The 19499-nt window shown below is 42.3% G+C and carries 16 protein-coding genes; 9 read left to right on the top strand and 7 right to left on the bottom strand.

Annotated elements, in window-relative coordinates:
* From MTO98_RS13055 to MTO98_RS13045, 3 genes are read left to right on the top strand one after another with little or no spacing between them, the layout of a single operon-like run.
* Complete coding sequence (locus tag MTO98_RS13055; protein WP_243487096.1) at positions 1–948, top strand: N-acetylornithine carbamoyltransferase; 948 nt, start codon at positions 1–3, stop codon at positions 946–948.
* Between the two features lie 29 nt (positions 949–977).
* A complete protein-coding gene (locus MTO98_RS13050; protein ID WP_243487095.1) occupies positions 978–1361 on the top strand; it encodes a hypothetical protein in 384 nt (127 codons plus the stop codon).
* A gap of 9 nt (positions 1362–1370) precedes the next feature.
* Positions 1371–1979: an FMN-binding negative transcriptional regulator gene (locus MTO98_RS13045; RefSeq protein ID WP_243487094.1), complete on the top strand. Its 609-nt coding sequence runs from the start codon at positions 1371–1373 to the stop codon at positions 1977–1979.
* Positions 1980–2121: 142 nt separating this feature from the next.
* Here the strand turns inward: MTO98_RS13045 and MTO98_RS13040 are convergent, their stop codons facing one another.
* Together MTO98_RS13040 and MTO98_RS13035 are read right to left on the bottom strand one after the other, a co-directional pair.
* Complete coding sequence (locus MTO98_RS13040; RefSeq protein ID WP_243487093.1) at positions 2122–3369, bottom strand: sodium:proton antiporter; 1248 nt, start codon at positions 3367–3369, stop codon at positions 2122–2124.
* Positions 3370–3410: 41 nt separating this feature from the next.
* The gene (locus tag MTO98_RS13035) at positions 3411–4709 is read right to left on the bottom strand and encodes an NAD(P)/FAD-dependent oxidoreductase (RefSeq protein ID WP_243487092.1); all 1299 of its coding nucleotides are present in this window, start codon (positions 4707–4709) and stop codon (positions 3411–3413) included.
* A 204-nt stretch (positions 4710–4913) separates the two neighbouring features.
* On the opposite strand from MTO98_RS13035, the gene argB reads away from it, so the two are divergent.
* The 4 genes from argB to MTO98_RS13015 all read left to right on the top strand — a co-directional run bounded on the left by argB (position 4914) and on the right by MTO98_RS13015 (position 11195).
* On the top strand, positions 4914–5759 hold the full coding sequence (gene argB / locus MTO98_RS13030) for an acetylglutamate kinase (RefSeq protein WP_243487091.1): 846 nt from the start codon (positions 4914–4916) through the stop codon (positions 5757–5759).
* Positions 5756–6574: a pyrroline-5-carboxylate reductase gene (proC, locus tag MTO98_RS13025; RefSeq protein WP_243487090.1), complete on the top strand. Its 819-nt coding sequence runs from the start codon at positions 5756–5758 to the stop codon at positions 6572–6574. The genes argB and proC overlap by 4 nt, the downstream gene beginning before the upstream one ends.
* Before the next feature lie 218 nt (positions 6575–6792).
* The gene (locus MTO98_RS13020; protein ID WP_243487089.1) at positions 6793–8169 is read left to right on the top strand and encodes an aspartate kinase; all 1377 of its coding nucleotides are present in this window, start codon (positions 6793–6795) and stop codon (positions 8167–8169) included.
* Positions 8170–8384: 215 nt separating this feature from the next.
* Positions 8385–11195: a prolyl oligopeptidase family serine peptidase gene (locus tag MTO98_RS13015; RefSeq protein WP_243487088.1), complete on the top strand. Its 2811-nt coding sequence runs from the start codon at positions 8385–8387 to the stop codon at positions 11193–11195.
* Positions 11196–11338: 143 nt separating this feature from the next.
* Here MTO98_RS13015 and MTO98_RS13010 read toward each other — a convergent pair whose 3' ends face one another.
* The 3 genes from MTO98_RS13010 to MTO98_RS13000 all read right to left on the bottom strand — a co-directional run bounded on the left by MTO98_RS13010 (position 11339) and on the right by MTO98_RS13000 (position 15296).
* The gene (locus MTO98_RS13010) at positions 11339–12313 is read right to left on the bottom strand and encodes an integrase core domain-containing protein (protein ID WP_243487087.1); all 975 of its coding nucleotides are present in this window, start codon (positions 12311–12313) and stop codon (positions 11339–11341) included.
* Between the two features lie 97 nt (positions 12314–12410).
* Positions 12411–14900, bottom strand: coding sequence for a primosomal protein N' (gene priA / locus MTO98_RS13005; protein ID WP_243487086.1), 2490 nt, complete (start codon positions 14898–14900; stop codon positions 12411–12413).
* A gap of 6 nt (positions 14901–14906) precedes the next feature.
* Positions 14907–15296: a DUF423 domain-containing protein gene (locus tag MTO98_RS13000; RefSeq protein WP_243487085.1), complete on the bottom strand. Its 390-nt coding sequence runs from the start codon at positions 15294–15296 to the stop codon at positions 14907–14909.
* 86 nt (positions 15297–15382) lie between these two features.
* On the opposite strand from MTO98_RS13000, the gene MTO98_RS12995 reads away from it, so the two are divergent.
* Complete coding sequence (locus tag MTO98_RS12995) at positions 15383–16972, top strand: hypothetical protein (protein ID WP_243487084.1); 1590 nt, start codon at positions 15383–15385, stop codon at positions 16970–16972.
* Between the two features lie 134 nt (positions 16973–17106).
* On the top strand, positions 17107–18558 hold the full coding sequence (locus MTO98_RS12990) for a DUF5723 family protein (RefSeq protein ID WP_243487083.1): 1452 nt from the start codon (positions 17107–17109) through the stop codon (positions 18556–18558).
* On the opposite strand, the gene tsaB is transcribed toward MTO98_RS12990, so the two are convergent.
* Together tsaB and yidD are read right to left on the bottom strand one after the other, a co-directional pair.
* Positions 18555–19247 carry a tRNA (adenosine(37)-N6)-threonylcarbamoyltransferase complex dimerization subunit type 1 TsaB gene (gene tsaB, locus MTO98_RS12985; protein ID WP_243487082.1) on the bottom strand — a complete coding sequence of 231 codons (693 nt, stop codon included), beginning with the start codon at positions 19245–19247 and terminating at the stop codon, positions 18555–18557. The two genes, MTO98_RS12990 and tsaB, sit on opposite strands and share 4 nt — an antisense overlap.
* A 9-nt stretch (positions 19248–19256) precedes the next feature.
* Complete coding sequence (gene yidD, locus MTO98_RS12980; protein WP_243487081.1) at positions 19257–19499, bottom strand: membrane protein insertion efficiency factor YidD; 243 nt, start codon at positions 19497–19499, stop codon at positions 19257–19259.

The following is a 19499-nucleotide window of genomic DNA, read 5'->3' as shown; positions in this document are numbered from 1 at the left end:
ATGAAACTATTCTCTTCTGTTAATGATGTTGCCGATGTTAATGCTCTTGTAAAAGAGGCATTGGCGCTTAAGCAGGATCCGTTTGCCCATCAACAGCTTGGTAAAAATAAAACACTTGCATTGGTGTTTTTGAATCCAAGTTTGCGTACCCGTATGAGCACACAAAAAGCAGCCCTTAACCTGGGTATGAATGTGATGGTGCTTAATATTGACAAAGAAGGCTGGGCGCTTGAACTGCGCGACGGCGTGATCATGGACGGCACCACAGTTGAGCACATCCGCGAAGCTGCCGGTGTTATGGGTCAATATGCCGATATCATTGGCGTGCGATCATTTCCGGGCTTGCGCAACCGTGAAGAAGATTATAGCGAAATGATTTTCAACAAATTCGTTGAGTTTTGCAAAGTACCGGTTGTTAGTTTAGAATCAGCAACCCGTCACCCGCTGCAAAGTCTAGCCGATTTAATTACCATTGAAGAGTTAAAAACAACGGCACGCCCTAAAGTAGTATTAACCTGGGCCCCGCATATTAAACCATTACCGCAGGCCGTTCCAAACTCATTTTCGGAGTGGATGTGCAAGGCCGATGTTGACTTTACCATTGTACAGCCTAAAGGTTATGAGCTTTGTACCGATTTTACCCAGGGTGCAAACATTACCTACAATCAGGATGAAGCTTTGGCCGGTGCTGATTTTATCTACGTAAAAAACTGGTCGGCTTATGAGCCCTATGGTAATATATTGGGTAAACACGAAGAATGGATGCTGACCAATAAAAAACTGGAACTAACCAACAATGCCAAAGTAATGCATTGCCTGCCTGTACGCCGTAACCTGGAGCTCTCTGATGAAATATTAGATGGCCCGAACTCAATCGTTGTGCATGAAGCGGGAAATCGCGTTTGGGCTGCCCAGGCAGTACTGAAACAGATGCTGGAGAGTTTGTAGCTTTCAACTTTGTTCCTTAACTTCCTAATATGGACAAAGTGTACGATATCTTACTTGGCAATACCAAAATTGGCACAACCGGATTTGAAAATGCAGATCCGCCAATGGGGGTTATACTCGGTAAGATATCGTTTATCGCTGATACCTTTGATTATTCTTTTTTCAGAGACTATTGTGTAAATAACGGTATCAGCTTCCAGGAAGATAGCGAACTTAAACTCATCGCCACCAATGAAATTCCTGACTTGCATGTTTTTGATGTAAGTGGCGGCGAGATCAAAGGATTGGCTGCTACTATATCCGGTACGGACGATGACGAGTTTCTAATTTCTATTGAAGGGATTCCCTATCCATTTTACGAAAAGGAATTTCCCCATCATTTCAAGGCATACTTTAAAACAGGCACTAACTAAATTCCTCCAATGTACACGCCAAAGCATTTTCAGTTAACGAACGAGCAGGAAGCAATTGATTTTATGCAACGCTATAGTTTTGCAACTATCGTTACCGCTACTAATAATGTTCCTTTTGCTACGCACATCCCCTTTTTGGTAAGTAAACGTGATGATAAAATTGTATTGTCATCACATTTCGCTAAGGCAAATCCGCAGGCTGCTGAAATTATTGGAAAGGAAATATTGGTGATCTTTACTGAGCCCCACGCCTATATCTCACCAAAACATTACGAAAAGGAAACCAACGTACCTACCTGGAATTATATCGCCGTACATGCATATGGTAAAGCCACGATTTTATCCGAAGGAGAACAAACTGCCAATCTGTTAGCACAAATGATCAGTAACTATGAAGCTAATTATCTAACGCAATGGAATAACCTACCTGATGAGTATAAGCAACGCATGATGAAAGGCATTGTGGCTTTTGAGATCATCGTTAATGATTTGCAGGGCAAACAAAAATTGAGTCAAAACCGTACTGAAGTGGAACGGGAAAACATTGTTGAATCATTAAGTAAGAGCGGAGATACGGTTGAGGCTGAAATTGGCAAATACATGTCGCGCCTTAAATAAATTAACTACCGCGGGTTTAGCGTAGCGTAACCCGTGGCGCATATCGGTTGAGTTTTAACTTAACCGGTGAAGTTGAAAACTTCAAAAATCTTTTACCACGGGTTACGCTCCGCTAAACCCGCGGCAGATTAAATAGAATGTTTTATTCTGCTACCTTTTTAGAAGCACTGTTGATCATTCTGTTTAAGGTTAGCCCCTGTACTATTACCGAAAATATCACGATAAAATAACTTCCCGACAGGATCAGGTGCCGGTATGGCGTATTTGGTAGCGATAATGCCAAAGCAATAGAGATTCCCCCGCGCAGGCCAGCCCAGGTCATGATATTGATGTTACTGTAGTTTACCTTAAGTGTTTGCCTTAAAAACGTAAGCGGCAGCATGATACTTAACCAGCGGGCTATTAAAACGGTAACGATGGAGATACTTCCCGTAACCCAGTAATTATTTACAAAGGGCAGGTTAACCAACTGAAGGCCTATCATCACAAATAAAATAGTGTTCAGTATCTCATCAACCAGTTTCCAGAATTTCTCCAGTGCCTCGTGCGATTTTTCTTTGTTATCCTGGTTAATGGATTGCCCGCCGGCAAACAGTCCGGCAATAACTACTGCTAAGGGAAGCGAGAAGCCGAGCAGCACAGCCAATACCGACAAGCCCATTACCAATGCCAGCGAGATCAACACAATGGTCTGAAAATCTTTAACGGAGCGCATTAGCCGATGGGCTACATAGCCTAACACAGCCCCGGCTAACATTCCCCCTATTATTTCCTTTATGATAAGTACAACAACTTTTGCCAATTCGATCTTTTCCTCCCCCACCCGGGCAATTTCCAAAATGATCACAAACATGATCAGTCCTATGCCGTCATTAAACAGCGATTCGCCCGAAATAATGGTTTCGAGATTGGCCGGTAGTTTGGAATTGCGGATAATGGCCGAAACCGCTACCGGATCTGTAGGTGAGATTAACGCACCAAACAACAGGCAATAGATCAGCGGCATATGGATATGAAAAACCGGTGCAACGTAGAATAGCAAAAAGCCGAACACCGTTGTTGAAATAATAACCCCCAATGTGCTCAGTACAAATACGGGGCGCATTTCCTTTTTGAGCTTCCGGCCATCCAAATTAAACGAACTCGAAAAAAGCAAAAATCCAAGCAAAATATTTAATACAGCTTTTGAAAAGTTGATGTTTTTGGCCAGTGTGCCCAGGTAATCGGCCATCGACGAATCAACTTTATCAACGATGAGTATGGTTATAGATGTGATTGTCGCCAGTAATACAATACCAATTGTACCCGGCAACTTAATAAAACGCGCATTAAGATATGAGAAAACCGCGCTGACTATAACCAATAAAGCAATTACAACAAACAGATCCATAAATACTTACAAGTAAGGATTTAAACAGCCTATTGTTTGATTTATCTCGATTCGGGGTCGGTCATTCGGGTTTCGGTATCAAAATAGCGTACTATGAGGCGATTGTCGCTGTTTTTGGTGAAATAGTTTATGGCCCAGCTAAAAAATATGATACCCTTATTAGTAAAACCCGCTAACGACATGATGTGCACAAATCCCCATACCAGCCAGGCAAAAAATCCCTGAAAATGAATTTTTCCTAAATCCGCCACAGCCTTATTACGCCCTATTGTTGCCAGCGAGCCTTTATCCCTGTATTTAAAGGGCATCAGAGGCTTACGTTCAAACATACGATAAACGTTTTCGCCAAGGTTTTGCCCCTGCTGGATAGCCACAGGTGCTACTCCGGGATGCCCGTTAGGATATTCGTCGGTGATCATGGCAGCCACATCACCTATGGCATAAATGTTTTCGTAACCTTTTACTTTGTTAAATTCATCAACCAGGATCCGGTTACCGCGGGCAATATTATCGGTAGAGATACCTTCAGGAAATTCCCCTTTCACTCCCGCGGCCCAAAGTACGTTGCGTGTAAGTATCGTTGTGCCGTTATCAATTTTCAGGAGATAGCCATTGTAACTTTCCACGTGTACACTGTTATAAATGGTTACATTCATATCTTCCAGAAACTTCTTGGCCTTTGCCCGTGCCCCTGGCGAAAAGGCGGCCAATAAGTCGGCCTTACCTTCAACAAGGTAAACTTTCATGCTGTGTTTGCGCAGGCCTTGGTAATCCTTCATTAATATCAGCTCGCGCATTTCGGCAAGCGCACCGGATAATTCCACACCTGTTGGGCCTCCGCCTACAACAACAAATGTCATTAACGCGGCTTTTTCTTCGGGATCTTTAGATATAAGGGACATCTCCAAATTTTGGAGGATCAGGCTCCTTAAGTTTAATGCTTCCGGAATATTTTTCATCGGCATGGCAAAATGCTCAATCTCCTTGTTGCCAAAAAAGTTTGTGTTGGAGCCGGTTGCAATGGCCAGGTAATCGTAATGAATAGTACCTATATCGGTATCAAGCGTATTACTCTCCGGGTTGATTTTCTGCACCTCGGCAAGCGCAAAGCGGAAATTCTTTTGCCTGGTAAAAATGCGCCGTAACGGAAACCCAATTGAATCGGCGGCTATGGAGCCTGCTGCAACCTGGTACAATAAGGGCTGAAAGGTGTGATAATTATGTTTATCGATCATCAGCACATCAACAGGTGCATCTTTTAATTTTTTAGCTAATTGTATCCCGCCAAATCCTCCCCCAATAATTGCCACACGCGGCCTGGTATTCTTTTTTTGCTCCATAGATAGATATAAGCAAGGATAATGCCTTAAAGTTTTCCAATAATACTAATTCTTTCATAATCAAATTGTAAAGTTAAACTGCAAATTCAGTCTATCATTTTTAAATCAATTTTTGAAAAAACAGACTATATTTTCGTATTTTTAACAGATTTCTTCTCAAAAAGGTGGAAATTTGATACCAAATTAGTTATATTGATACTTGGAATGAACAAAATTGATACAGATCATATCAAAACGGGTAAATTACCATCAAATAAGAGCCTTTATATAATCAAAATAGGTGGAAACGTTATTGATAACTCTGAAAACCTATATCATTTTTTAAAGGACTTTGAAGCGCTTGACGGCCTGAAGATCCTGGTACACGGGGGCGGAAAGGTGGCCACACAAATGGCCGAAGATTTAGGCATCGAGTCGAAAATGGTTGATGGCAGGCGCATCACCGATATTGAAACGTTAAGAGTGGTTACCATGGTTTATGGCGGCCTCATTAACAAAAATATAGTAGCACAGCTGCAGCGTTTTGGCAACAACGCCATAGGCCTTACCGGTGCCGACGGTAATTTTATTAAAGCAGTTAAGCGCCCTGTAAAAACTATTGATTACGGTTTTGTTGGTGATATTGTTAAAGACTCTATCAATCCTGAAAATATAAGCCGGTTAATGGAAGCGGGCTTCACCCCTGTTTTCTGTGCCATAACGCACGACGGCGAGGGTCAGTTACTAAATACCAATGCAGATACCATCGCTTCGGCGCTGGCGGTATCGTTATCGGGATTATATGAAACCACCCTCATATACTGTTTTGAGAAAAAAGGTGTGTTGAAAGATATCGATGACGAAGAATCTCTGATCAGGGAGATTAACCCGCAGCGCTACGAGGAACTGAAAGTGGAAAAGATAATACATAGCGGAATGCTGCCTAAACTTGACAACGCCTTCACTGCCATTGCATGTGGCGTAAAGGCGGTAATTATTGGCAAATCAGATGATCTTGGTCAATTGAAAGATAACAAACCATTTGGAACACGTTTAACTCAAAACGCATGAACTCACAACAGCACATTTCAATATTAGGCTCTGGTAATATAGGCCTGTCATTAGCCAAAGGTTTAGTTAAATCAGGTATTTGTAAGCCCCAGCAAATATCATTAACCCGCCGTAACGTAGCAGCGCTGTCTCAATATGCCGAACAGGGTTACCTTGTATCTGACAACAACCTGCGTGCCGTACGCAAAGCCGATATTATTGTACTGGCCGTGCTGCCTCAACAGCTTAACAAACTGTTGGATGAAATTAAGCCATCATTAAAACCGGATAAACAATTATTGATATCCGTGATCTCGGGCGTTAGCTGTGCCGATATCCGTCAGCATCTTGATCTTAACGTTCAGATAGTTCGCGCTATGCCTAATACCGCCATTGCTATAGGCCATTCCATGACTTGTATTGCCACAGATAATGGCACTAACAAAAACATCAACATGGCAAAATCTCTTTTTGATACAGTTGGTGTAACCATACAGATCAACGAGGAACTGATGACTTCGGCCACAGCTCTTTGCGCTTGCGGTATCGCTTTCTTTTTAAGATCGATTCGCGCTGCATCACAAGGTGGAACCGAAATTGGCTTCCATGCCCACGACGCATTGAAAATGGCAGCCCAAACCGCTAAAGGTGCGGCCGACCTCCTTTTGCAACTGGCATCACACCCCGAGCAGGAAATTGACAAGGTAACCTCGCCAAGCGGCTGTACCATTGCTGGCTTAAATGAAATGGAACACCATGGTTTCAGTTCGGCTATGATCAAGGGCATCCGCCTTTCGGCCGAAAAGGCAGGCGATCTGTATAAGAAGGACAGTTAAGCAGAGAGCTTTTGATAGCTGTGTTTCAAAGTCAGTTAATTAAACTCAAAGCAGAAAGTAAATAATCATTATATTTCAATCGTTTTGATAGTATATATCAAAATGAGTTATTTTTTTAAAAGCAGTTCGGATACAAGCTATTTGCATTCAACCAATTATAAATAGTTATTACAATTGGTACAGTTATGGTATCTGGCTGTTGATCTTTTCAATATAAAATGTTAACAGTAGAAAAAATTGGCGGTACATCCATGACCGCTTTGGGTGATGTGATCAAAAACATTATCCTGTTTGAACGCAGCGGCGACCAACTCTATAACCGCATATTTGTAGTATCCGCATTTTCGGGAGTAACTAACCTCCTGCTTGAAAACAAAAAGACAGGCGCACCCGGTGTATATCATAAGCTTGCCAACTACAAGGATTTCCATACGCCTTTAAAACAACTGATTGCACGCTTAAAGCAAATCAACAAAACTTATGAAGGCCTTGGTTTAAACATAGCCGAAGCTGATAGGTACATTGAAACAAGGATAAAGGACGCACAAACCTATCTTGAAAATTTGGCCAATATCCTGGCATCAGGCTACGTAGGGAAAGAGGGAATTTTGCAGGCTGCCCGCGAGATCCTGGCCTCGATTGGTGAAAGTCATTCGGCTTTCAATTTTACCAATATCCTGCAAAATATGGGGATCAATGCAACTTTGGTTGATTTAAGCGGATTTCATGACCACCGTGCATTAACCATTGACCAGCGTATTAAAAAGGACCTGGCCCATATTGATTTTTCAAAAACCATTACCATTGTTACCGGCTATGCCAAAGGCACCGAAGGCATTATGCGTGAGTTTGACCGCGGCTATTCAGAAGTTACCTTCAGTAAAATTGCCGTTGCTGTGCAACCACAGGAAGCTATCATTCACAAAGAGTACCACCTTTGTACTGCTGATCCTGAGCTGGTTGGTATCGAAAACTGTTCGCCGGTTGGTAATACCAATTATGATGTTGCCGATCAGCTGGCCGATGTGGGCATGGAAGCTATCCACCCCAAAGCCTCAAAGCCGCTGGAAATAAACGATATCGACCTCAGGATCAAAAACACTTTCCAGCCGGAGCACCCGGGTACATTGATAACCCGCGAATATATTTGCGATAAAAAACGCGTTGAGGTTATCACCGGCACCGAAAAAGTTATCATGATTGACATTTACGACCCATCGATGGTTGGCAATGTAGGGACTGATTTTCATATCATGCAGCTGTTTTACAAGTTTGGCGTCAGCTACAGTTTCAAAGCTACCAGCGCTAATAGCATTTCGATAGTGATATGGGAAAAAGACTACAACAAAAAACTGATCGGTGAACTGGAAGACAATTACGAAAAGGTGGCTGTTGAAAAAATGGCCATGGTTTGCCTGATAGGTTCCAATATGGATCAGCCAGGTCTGCTGGCCAAGTCGGCCACAGCATTGGCCCAAAAAGGGATCAATATTAAAAGTTGCGGCTTTGCATTAAGAATGGTCAACATTCAGTTTTTAGTAGCCCGCGAAGATTTTAATGAAGCTATCCGCGCCCTGAATAAGGCAATGTGTTAATTGAGGTAAAAGGTGAAAGGCGAAAGGTTAAAGGTTATTTTATATTCCTATTTAACATAATGCCTTTCGCCTTTCGCCTTTCGCCTTTCGCCTTTCGCCTTTCGCCTTTCGCCTTTCGCCTTTCGCCTTTCGCCTCATTCCAATGTAACTTTACCGTAGTTAATTTCTTTTAACCATAAGTTTTCAGCATATTTAGATTTGACATCTTTCCTGCTATGCGTAAACTTTTACTTTCAACCGGCATGTTATTGGCCATTGGTTTTCAGGTATCGGCCCAAAAAACAAGCAAAAAACCGTTAAACCATAACGTTTTTGATGACTGGCAAAGCATAGCAGGTCAACACATCAGCAACGATGGCAAATGGATAGGTTATGTGATAAAACCGCAGCAGGGAGACGCAGAACTCGTCATTAAGACTTCCAAAAACATAACCTCAGTAAAAGTACCACGCGCCGATACTATAAAGCTAACCAGCGATTCAAAGTATGCTATATTTCTTATCCGCCCGTTTTACCAGGATACCAGGCAGGCCAAAATAAAAAAGAAAAAGCAGGCAGATTTCCCTAAAGACACATTAGGAATAGTTGCATTAGGATCATCATTCATTACTAAAGTGCCCGCTATCCGCTCATTTAAAGTAGCCGAGAACGCGCCTGTTATTGCCTATTTGGCAACTGCCGATACACTTAAAAAGCCGGCGGCAAACGATACCTCAAAAAAAGCCGTAACAGCAACCGTAGCCCCTCCAACGCTTGATGGCGCCGATTTAACAATCAGAAAATTGAAAACAGGCACCCTCCGAACCTTTAAATACGTTACCGAATACCAGGTAAGCAAAAATGGCAAATGGATTGTTTTTGCCGTTACAGCCCCGGTTAGGCAAAAGGAAATGGCCTCGGGCTTATACCTGTTTGATTCTGAAAAAAACAGCCTTAAACGCTTAAGCACAGGGCGGGGGAACTATCATAACATCAGCATGGATGATGCCGGGCGGCAGGTAGCATTTACCGCCGAAAAGAACCCTGAAAAGGCATTGGTAAAACCCTTTAAGCTTTATTATTACAACACAGCAAAGGATAGTGCAGATGTTATTGCTGCTGCAGGTTTGGCCGGAATACCTGATAACTGGGCAGTGAGCGGGGACGGCAAAGTGAGCTTTAGCAAAAGTGGCGGCAACCTTTTTTTTGGCACTGCCCCTATCCCAAAACCTGCAGACACAACACTTGTTGATTTTGAAGTAGCCAAACTGGATATCTGGAATTATAAAGACGACTACCTGCAGCCGCAACAACTTAAAAACTTGCAAACCGAATTAAAACGGAGCTATCTTGCAGTTATAAAACCCGAAGAAACAGGGAGTAAAACCCTACAGTTAGGCAGCAAAGCCATCCCCGAAATATTAAATGCCGAAAACAAAGATGCACGTTACGTTTTAGGAGTTACAGATACCGGCGCACGTGTGCCTGCCCAATGGGAAGGCAGCACCAGGCAACAGGCTATTTTAGTTGATACCAAAAGTGGCAACCACCGGCTCGTAAGTGCATCCATGGGGCGTTATTATATTTCGCCGCATGGTAATTATGTACTTTGGTTTGATGTTAAAGATCAGGCGTGGTATTGCTACACCATTGCAACAGGACAAAAAATAAACGTAAGCAAAGCAACCGGCACCAAAATGGGCGATGAGCTGAATGACGTGCCCGGCTATGCATCGGCTTATGGCCTGGCAGGCTGGCTGGCTGGCGATAAAGCTGTGTTTATTTACGACCGGTATGATATCTGGCGCTTTGACCCGGCAACAGGTGATGCATTTAATTTCACCAAAGGCATTGGTCGTAAAAATAAGCTCATTATCAGGTATGCCCAAACTGATCCCGAGCAAAAATTTATCCCGGCCAAGGAGCCAATGTGGCTTTTAACGCAAAACGAAATAACTAAGCAATGGGGATATTTCCGGAAATATCCTGAGGCTAACAACCAGCCCGAAAAGATCGTCATGGCCCCGGTGAGCTATGACAATCTCTTAAAAGCTAAAAACGCAGACGTTTATATTTATACCAAGGCAAACTACAAGCAATCGCCCGATTTATATGTATCATCCGATTTAAAAAAGGAGATCAAATTAAGCGCTATCAACCCGCAACAAAGTGAGTACAACTGGGGCACTGCCGATCTTGTAAGGTGGACAACACCCAAAGGCAATCAGTCGCAGGGGATACTGTATAAACCTGAAGATTTTGACCCGGCTAAAAAATATCCGATGATAGTTTATTTTTATGAAAAACTATCTGACGGTCTTTATAATTATATAGCGCCTGCGCCTACACCGTCCAGGCTGCCCATTTCATTTTTTGTAAGCAACGGTTATGTTGTTTTTGCCCCTGATATCAGCTACCAAACCGGGCATCCGGGTGCTTCTGCTGTCGACTTTATCAACTCAGGCGTTGAGGCGCTGAAGAAGAATAGTTGGGTTGACGGAGCCCATATTGGCATACAGGGCCAAAGCTGGGGCGGTTATCAGGTAGCTTATCTCATTACACAAACCAATATGTATGCTGCCGCATGGGCAGGTGCACCTGTTGCCAACATGACTTCGGCCTATGGTGGCATCAGGTGGGAATCGGGATTGAACAGGCAGTTTCAGTACGAAAAATCACAAAGTCGCATAGGTGCTACGCTTTGGGAAAAACCAGAGCTGTATATCGAAAACTCGCCACTGTTCCAGTTACCTAAGGTAAAAACACCGGTAATGATCATGAGTAATGATGCAGATGGGGCCGTGCCATGGTACCAGGGCATTGAAATGTTTACTGCCTTACGCAGGCTGGGCAAACCTGTTTGGCTGCTGCAATATAATGGCGAAGCGCATAACCTTGTTCTGCGTCAAAACCGCAAAGACATTACCATACGTGAGCAACAATTTTTTGATCATTTTTTAAAAGGTGCGCCATTGCCTGTTTGGATGGATAAGGGCGTACCTGCTGTTGATAAAGGAAAAGACTGGGGATTGGAGTTGGAAAAGTAATTACATCTCGCCCCTACATGTCATTGCGAGGAGGAACGACGAAGCAATCGCATGCTATACAGGGTGTCTATGCTTCCGTGCGGTTGCCACGCTACGCTCGCAATTGTAAGTGTTTAGTAATTCGGAGACAGAATCAGGTGTTTTTATTTGTTGTTTAAGGCTGCCATTTCAATAGGTTTTTTGCCGTTAATACCCTGATGCGGCCTTTCCCAGTTATAGTAAACGAGGTACTTGAGCAATTCATCCTCCAATTCTTCGAAGCTGTCAAAATCGGTGTCTTCGATCAGATCTTCTTTAAGTGTACGCCAAAAACGTTCTACCTTGCCGTTCGTCTGCGGGCGGTAAGGTTTCATATATCTTCTTTTGATACCAGTTTCCACCAACATTCGTTCAAAGGGATGGTTTTTCTTATTTAAGCTGGTAGAGGTGCCAAATTCAGGGCCGTTATCAGCGATGATCTCTTCGAACTGAATACCAAATTCGCGCTTAAGGGCTTGCATACAGCGCAGCGAAGTAAACATGGTGGTCAAGGCGGTAATATCTTCCATCACCTCTGCCCAGGCAAGACGGGAATGATCGTCCAACACACAAAGCAGGTACAGCTTCCTGTTTTGTCCCCTGATCACACTTTTACTCAGGTGATGACAGTCTATATGTCCTAACTGGCCCATGCGTTCCTTGATGATCTTTCGCTTTACTTCCTTATCTGTAACAGTTAAACGGTTCTTGTTGTGTCGCTTCAGGATGTTGTACACCCCTGAAGGCGATGGGGTAAAGTTATTAGCTTTTTGTTTAAACCGGTCTGCTATCTCGAACTTATTGCAGCCTCGCGAACGCAAATCGAGCACTTGCTGTTCATCCTGGGGATCAGGACGCCGTGTACTGTACTTAGGCCCACGTTTACCAGGTAATAAGTCGAGTTCATTACCGGATTGTTTAAACCGATTGTAATACTTCAGAAAACTTCTCCGGTCGGTATCATGAGCCAAATAAAAGTCTTTAGCGAACCTAAAACCCGGGTGTTCCCCACGCTTTACCTGCTCATATTCGCTGACTAAAAAACGATACTTACTGAGATAGTTTCGCTTTAAGGTGAGGTCAGTAGTGTTTATTCGCATAACAAAATTAGCTTAGTTATATAAAGCTAATTCTGTCTCCGAATTATCTAACCTTTACAGCAATGACATGGTTTTGACAAGCTTTCAATTAAATACTTTAATACGGATCAACATCGGGCTGTACAATACTCCCCGTGCTAAGTTTGGTTGTATAATATTGGGTGATCACATCCCGTAAAACAGATTTTGCTTTTACTATAGAGATGCCATCCTTCTCAAACTTGAGCATGATACTTTTGATGTAATAATTACGGATCCTGCTGATAAGCGGCTGCTCCGGGCCTATCACCCGCTCACCAAAATGCTCACGAAGGCGTGCGCCGAGATATTCGGCCTGGTTATAGAGAACATCAGGATTTTTATGCTTGATATCAAGGTTAATAATACGGTAGAATGGCGGGTATTTAAAGTTCTTCCGCTCTTCCATCTCTGTAAAATAAAGATCGGCATAGTTGTTATCAATCACCTGTTTTAGCACCCGGTGATAAATATCATAGGTTTGTACCACCACCTTACCTTGTTTGCCCCGCCGGCCAGCCCTGCCGCTTACCTGTGCAAGCAGTTGATAGCCACGCTCGTTGGCCCTATAATCCGGAAATTTCAGCAAACTATCGGCATTAACGATGCCTATCAGCGTAACGTCTGAAAAGTCAAGTCCCTTGGCCACCATTTGAGTGCCAACCAATATATCTATCTTTTTCTCCTCCAGATCATTCAGAATAGTTTGCAAAGAGTTTCTTGAACGTGTTGTATCCAAATCCATCCGTGCTATCCGGGCTTCGGGGAGTAAAACACTTAGCTCGTCTTCAATTTTTTCGGTACCGAAACCTTTGTACTCCAAATGGGTTGATCCGCATGCAGGACAAATAGATGGCGTATCTTCCTTATAACCACAATAATGGCAATGCAGCTTACCGCTGCTTTTGTGGTAGGTAAGGCTTACATCACAATTAATACATTTTGGGGTATAAGCACAAACCTTACACATCAGGATAGGCGCATACCCGCGCCGGTTCTGGAACAAAATTACCTGCTCCTTATTTTCAAGCGCCTGTTTTATGCCCTCCATCAATACACTTGTAAAGTGTGATTGTATGGTTTTCTGCTTGGTTTCCTGTGCAATGCTAACCACCTGTACGTCTGGAAGTTCAACACCACCAAAGCGCTCAGTTAGTTCAGCAAAACCGTACTTATGCATACGGGCGTTATAATAGCTTTCAAACGATGGCGTAGCCGAGCCCAACAGCACCTTACCCTGGTGCATATTAGCCAGGAAGATAGCGGCATCACGTGCATTGTAGCGCGGTGCAGGATCAAATTGTTTGTAGGAAGTTTCGTGCTCTTCATCAACAATGATCAAACCCAAATCAGCAAAAGGTAAAAATACGGATGATCTTGCACCGAGTACAATCTTGTACTCGCCGCTTAAAACCTTCTGCCAAACCTCCACCCTTTCGTTATCATTAAAACGCGAATGGTAAACGCCGATATCGCCGCCAAAATACATCCTGAGCCGTTCAATAATATGGGTTGTGAGCGCTATTTCAGGCAGCAGGTAAAGCACCTGTTTCCCGGTTTGTATAATCTCTTCTATCAGCCTTACATACAACTGTGTTTTACCCGATGAGGTTACACCATGTAAAAGGGTCACATCTTTCTCCCTGAACTGCTCGCGGATACTTTGAAGTACGGTTGTTTGCTGTTCACTTAATTCAAAATTATCGCCAACTTCATCCTCCTCTTCAAAATGCAGACGGCTAACACTCCTGTCTTCCGAAAAGAATATCTCCTTTTCAATCAACGATTTAATGCTTGATTCACCAGCTCCGCTCTCTTCAATAAGTTCGTTTTTGGTGATGCTTTTTGAATGGCGCGACAGTTTGATATAAGCCAGCAAGGCATCGGCCTGTTTAGGGGCACGTTTTTCCAATATCGGGAACAGTTCCCGTAAATTATCCTGGTTATTGTAAACTGGGTTAAGTGTAATAAAAGTGCGTTTGCGGGGCTTATAACGTTCGTTTACCTCCTCAGAAATATTGATGATGTTTTTCTCAAACATCATTTTCAATATCGGCATCACAGTTTTCTGCCCCAGCAGCTTAGTGATATCACTTATGGTGAGCTCAGGCTGTATTTCGAGGGCTTCAACAATTAAAAACTCCTTGTCATGAAGCTCGGTCTTATCTATCTCAGATTCCCGGTTAAGTACAATACGGGTTTCGCTGGCCAGCTTTAAAGCCGACGGCAGTGCCGCGTTCATAACCTCGCCGATATTGCACATATAATAATCTGCCAGCCATTGCCAAAACTCAAGCTGTTTAGGGGTTACAACAGGGCGGTCATCCAGTATCTCGATGATATATTTTGCCTCATATTTTTCGGGAGCGCGTTTACCTATCTCTTTAACTATAGCCGTATAAAGTTTGCTTTTACCAAACTGCACAACAACCCGTTTGCCTATGGCAATAGCATCGTTTTGATCATACGGAACCCGGTAAGTGTAGTTTTTTGAAATAGCCAATGGTAAAATCACTTCGGCAAAAAGTGTTTCACGGTCGGTATGTTCAATTTCGGCAAACTCTAACATGCAGTATTATTTGTTGCGGATAGCAGCCAACGCCAGCATAAGCCAGCCTAATATGAACAATAAACCACCTATAGGCGTAATTGGGCCCATATATACAAGCCAGCTCCAGCCAAGCAAATCACGGCACGATAGCAGGTACAACGATCCTGAAAACAGAATGATACCAAAGGTGAACAGATAATGAGCAGCAGATATCAGCCCCCCGTCCCTTTTACCTGCAAAAGCAGCCAGAAATAACAAGGCAAATACATGGTAAAAATTATATTGAACAGCAGTATGCCAAACCTCAAGTTGCGAAGGTGTTAATACAGCTTTTAAACCATGTGCACCAAAGGCACCGGTTATAACTGCCAGCATACCCAAAAACGAAGCAGTAATAATTATTTGTTTGTTCATGCAGATATAAAAAGCTAAGTTAACCAATTGAAAGTATTACTTTAACGCCGTGGGGTAAAATTCTATATTTGCTGCACACCCCTGCTATGAAACGACTGATAGTAACCACTATATTTTTAATTATAGCTACCGTGCTTGTAACGGTATTATATTTTAAAAATTTGAGTCCGCCGGGAGTGCGTACCGGGCAGGTTATGCATGCTATTCCTGATAATGCCGTAGCGGTTTTTGAATTCACTAACGAAAAAGGCTTTTATGAAATTTTTGCGGGCAACCAACTCCTGAATGCTTTTGTTGGCCGTGAAAAACTGCAGGAACTTGATACATTACGCAAACTATTAGTTGCCGCGCCTCCGCTCAGCCAGTTTTTTACGGGGCAAAACATCTTTATTTCACTACACCCTGCCAATAATGACGATATTAACTTACTGGTAACAACATCGGCCTCAAAAAACTTTTCGGCAGCCCTGTTTAACAACTTAACCGGCGCTTCAAAAAACGCGATGCAGGTATCACCAATGCAGATAGCTGGCAGCCAAGGCTTTAATATTTTTATAAAAGCAATCGATAAACATTTTTATATCATCCAGAGAGGTGATAATATCTTTTCGGGAAGCTTTTCAAAAGACCTTATTGACCATAGCGCCATTTACCAACAGGATAAGGGACACAATGGCTTTGTACCGCTGCCCGAACAGCAAAACGCCAACTCACTTGCAAACCTTTATATCAATTACAATCAGCTTAACCCGCTTTTTGACCAGCTGTTTCTTAATAAAACTACAGATCTGTTCAAGAATTTCAGAATGCTGCCTGCCTATGCAGCGTTAAACCTAAATTACAAAAGCGACGCATTAATGTTTAACGGTTTTACTACTAAACAAAATAATGCAACAAGCTATTTAAATATTTTTTCGGCCCAGCAACCGGTAGAAAATCATCTGAAAGATATTTTTCCAGCTACAACAGCTTACAGCATAAGCTTTGCCATTTCAGATCCCAAAAAATTCGAAGCCGATCTTTCGCAATGGCACGATAAAGCGGGCGTGGGTAAAGAAAAAACTGAACTTTTAACCAAAGTAAAATCAGATGCAGGTTTGTTTATAAAACCGGAGTTTGAAAAATTACTTGGTAATGAGTTTGCCATAGTAACAACCCGTTATTTCGAAAAATTTGCTATCATATCTGTTAAGGACGGATCAAAGCTGTTTCCGTTAATGATGAATATAAGTAATATGGTTACCGATAAAGTAGGCCAGTTTAACTATGAAAAACTGCCTTTCTTTTTATTGGGCGATGCTTTCAACGTTTTCAGAAAGCCTTATTTTATGATCATTGACAATTACCTTATCCTTGCGGCATCGGTATCCGAGCTGGAGAGTTATAATGACACCTACTTCAACCGTAAGTTTATCGGTAAAACAGATCAGTATACGCAATTTGATAACCTGCTGGCCGAGCGAAGTAACGTAGCATACTTTATCAATTTTAAAAACATGCAGCCCATGTTAAAGCGCGATTTGAAAAAACCTTTTTACGATGCTTTTGAAAACAACAACCCTGGCTGGAAAAACTATTATGGTGCTGCTTTCCAGCTCACTGCATCTGATAAGAACTTTTATACTAATTTCTGTATGCGTTTAAACGCTCCGGATACAAGCTCGCAAAAAAAATAAATTGTGTATTGACACAACCATACCCGCCCGATTTCGTAGAACAAAACAAATAGAAATTTGTAATAAATTTTACCGGCACCAATTCCAGCCTGTTTTTTTGAATTGTTTTGGAATAAAGGTATGTGAGCTATAATATGAATAAGATCTTTACTATTCTTTTTTTAACCCTTTGTTCTTTATCCGTATCGGCTCAACAATTTTCGCAATATAACACGGGCACACTTTACGATTCATTTGAAAATCCATCGCAAAGAGCCTTCATTCCCGACTCAAGCAGAGCAGTAGCTTTCAATTTTTTCGTGCCTAATTTCGACGCCAATTTTTTTATAACCGGCCATATGCAGCGTCCCCTTAAAAGCCGCGCATTTGGAAGTCCCCCTTATTACAATACGTCGTCCCTGCATATAGGCCAAAATGCATTAAACCATTTTAATGTTAACGGCAATGCCTATGCTATAATGCTTAAGCTTTTTACAAGCCTGAACGGCAATGTGGAAATGGGGTTTTCGGCGCAAACAAAGATGGAAAGCAGAGGCCTGGCTACTGATGAATCTGTTGCTTTTCTTGACGGCCCCTCAAATTTTGCCTACAACAACTACGACAATATATTTAACAATCATTATTTACTGCAAATGTATGATCAGTTAAGTTATACCTACCGGGAGCAAGTTAACAAACAACTGTCTATAGGCTTTAAATTGAGCTATCTTTCGGGTATACAGTATAATAAAATAGATGTAGAACAGTCAAGCCTGCAAATTAACCGGGACCTGGTGGATCCCAGCAACGACAATGCTGATGTTTATATGCAGGGGCGGTACTACAGGAGTTACGTACCCGGCAGGTTAAATGGCCGCGATTTTTTGCCAACGTTTCGTAACCCCGGTGCCTCCATATCAATGGGTGCAACTTTCCGTACAGAGGACGGGATCCTGATACAAGGTAATGTAAAAGACCTTGGTTTCATTCACTGGAACAAACGATCAACCATTACTGATTTTGACAATACAACAAACATTGAAGATATTACGTCCGAACACCGCGAAGAGAATATTTATAATGCTGTATATGACTTATTCAGGGCTAATGGAGCAGTTACGTCCTTCAACACAAAAACCAATGCAAAGGCCGAATTGAGCGTATCCAAAAGCTACTGGCTTGATGACGAAAAAACATTCAGGTATTTCCCAACGCTTGTAGCTCAAAAGGAAATGTTTTTTTCGGGTTTTACGGGTGCCTGGGTTAACTCGGTGCAAAAAAACAATCTTATTGCAACTTTAACAACCACTTATGATGATTATAAATTATTCAATATAGGTGCGCAAATCATGGTAAAATCGCCCAATGCCGAATTTTTTATCGGCTCCGAACGCCTGATAAATACCGGCCGGTTTGCCTTTGCGTCAATTGGTAATAATACGCAAATAAACCACATAGGCAATTACACAGGAGCAGATATATTCCTGGGCTTTTCATTAAAATTTGGCCGTACAATTGAACATCCTATGAACTCCAGCTACATCCCGATGGGTGAAAAAGGATTCTTCGGGCGTTTGTTTGGCCGTATCTTTAAAACCAATAACTAAAACGCCTTTTTCCCCGCTATAAAATCTTTAAGGTAATAAGGCTCATAATATGCCGCATCTTCAAAAGCAGCATCAGCAAATTTCTGAGCCGCTTTTTGAGTAAGGTAAGTTGCGGAGTTTGCAAAATCATCCAAAAACTTAGCATTAGGGTTACCGCTTAAAACGCTTTTGCATTTTTCGGCACCATCGCCAAAAAAGATGATCTTGTTTTCTTTTAAATAATTGGCAAAACTATTTTCATCAATAATATCAGCAGCAGTTTCGCGTACCCTATTGCCCTCATTATCAAATAACGCTGTATAAACTTCCATTCGCCGTGCATCTATCATTGGGCATAGCAATGTTTTGCTCTCTTCAAAAAAACCGGGGTTATTGATAATACCATAAGCCATAGCCTCAAGGGTTTCAACGGCAATAAGCGGCTTATCAAGTGCAAAACATAATCCTTTAGCGGTAGATACTCCTATACGCAAACCCGTATATGAACCGGGGCCGCTGCTTACTGCAATGGCATCAAGGTCATTATAATTTACGCCGGTACTATTAAGGAGCTCGTCTATGTATAAAGTGATCACTTCGGCGTGAACATTACGGGCGTTTATTTCTTTAAAACCTAAAACCTCGCCATAACGGGCAAGGGCTACCGAACAAGATGTTGTTGCTGTTTCAATTTGAAGTATCAGGCTCATATTACAAATTTATGGTACAGGATCATGACCATGGCCTCCCCATGGATTACAACTGGCTATGCGTTTAATAGTTAACCAGCCACCTTTAAAAGCGCCATGCTTTTTGATGGCTTCAACACCATATTGTGAGCAGGTTGGAGTATACCGGCATGATGCAGCCGAAAGCGGAGATATAAAATACTGGTAAAACCTGATTAGGATGATAAATATCCCCCCAACTATTGCTTTTAAAAACCTGGTAATTATTTCCAT

It is taken from the genome of Mucilaginibacter sp. SMC90 (genome assembly GCF_022811725.1).
In the GTDB taxonomy this organism is placed as follows: domain Bacteria; phylum Bacteroidota; class Bacteroidia; order Sphingobacteriales; family Sphingobacteriaceae; genus Mucilaginibacter.
This window is presented reverse-complemented; position numbering and strand designations above follow the sequence as displayed.

What these genes read in the sequence shown, in the direction of transcription:
- MTO98_RS13055 (WP_243487096.1), top strand. Translation starts at nt 1, where the DNA reads ATGAAACTATTCTCTTCTGTTAATGATGTTGCCGATGTTAATGCTCTT.
- MTO98_RS13050 (WP_243487095.1), top strand. Translation starts at nt 978, where the DNA reads ATGGACAAAGTGTACGATATCTTACTTGGCAATACCAAAATTGGCACA.
- MTO98_RS13045 (WP_243487094.1), top strand. Translation starts at nt 1,371, where the DNA reads ATGTACACGCCAAAGCATTTTCAGTTAACGAACGAGCAGGAAGCAATT.
- MTO98_RS13040 (WP_243487093.1), bottom strand. Translation starts at nt 3,369, where the DNA reads ATGGATCTGTTTGTTGTAATTGCTTTATTGGTTATAGTCAGCGCGGTT.
- MTO98_RS13035 (WP_243487092.1), bottom strand. Translation starts at nt 4,709, where the DNA reads ATGGAGCAAAAAAAGAATACCAGGCCGCGTGTGGCAATTATTGGGGGA.
- argB (WP_243487091.1), top strand. Translation starts at nt 4,914, where the DNA reads ATGAACAAAATTGATACAGATCATATCAAAACGGGTAAATTACCATCA.
- proC (WP_243487090.1), top strand. Translation starts at nt 5,756, where the DNA reads ATGAACTCACAACAGCACATTTCAATATTAGGCTCTGGTAATATAGGC.
- MTO98_RS13020 (WP_243487089.1), top strand. Translation starts at nt 6,793, where the DNA reads ATGTTAACAGTAGAAAAAATTGGCGGTACATCCATGACCGCTTTGGGT.
- MTO98_RS13015 (WP_243487088.1), top strand. Translation starts at nt 8,385, where the DNA reads ATGCGTAAACTTTTACTTTCAACCGGCATGTTATTGGCCATTGGTTTT.
- MTO98_RS13010 (WP_243487087.1), bottom strand. Translation starts at nt 12,313, where the DNA reads ATGCGAATAAACACTACTGACCTCACCTTAAAGCGAAACTATCTCAGT.
- priA (WP_243487086.1), bottom strand. Translation starts at nt 14,900, where the DNA reads ATGTTAGAGTTTGCCGAAATTGAACATACCGACCGTGAAACACTTTTT.
- MTO98_RS13000 (WP_243487085.1), bottom strand. Translation starts at nt 15,296, where the DNA reads ATGAACAAACAAATAATTATTACTGCTTCGTTTTTGGGTATGCTGGCA.
- MTO98_RS12995 (WP_243487084.1), top strand. Translation starts at nt 15,383, where the DNA reads ATGAAACGACTGATAGTAACCACTATATTTTTAATTATAGCTACCGTG.
- MTO98_RS12990 (WP_243487083.1), top strand. Translation starts at nt 17,107, where the DNA reads ATGAATAAGATCTTTACTATTCTTTTTTTAACCCTTTGTTCTTTATCC.
- tsaB (WP_243487082.1), bottom strand. Translation starts at nt 19,247, where the DNA reads ATGAGCCTGATACTTCAAATTGAAACAGCAACAACATCTTGTTCGGTA.
- yidD (WP_243487081.1), bottom strand. Translation starts at nt 19,499, where the DNA reads ATGGAAATAATTACCAGGTTTTTAAAAGCAATAGTTGGGGGGATATTT.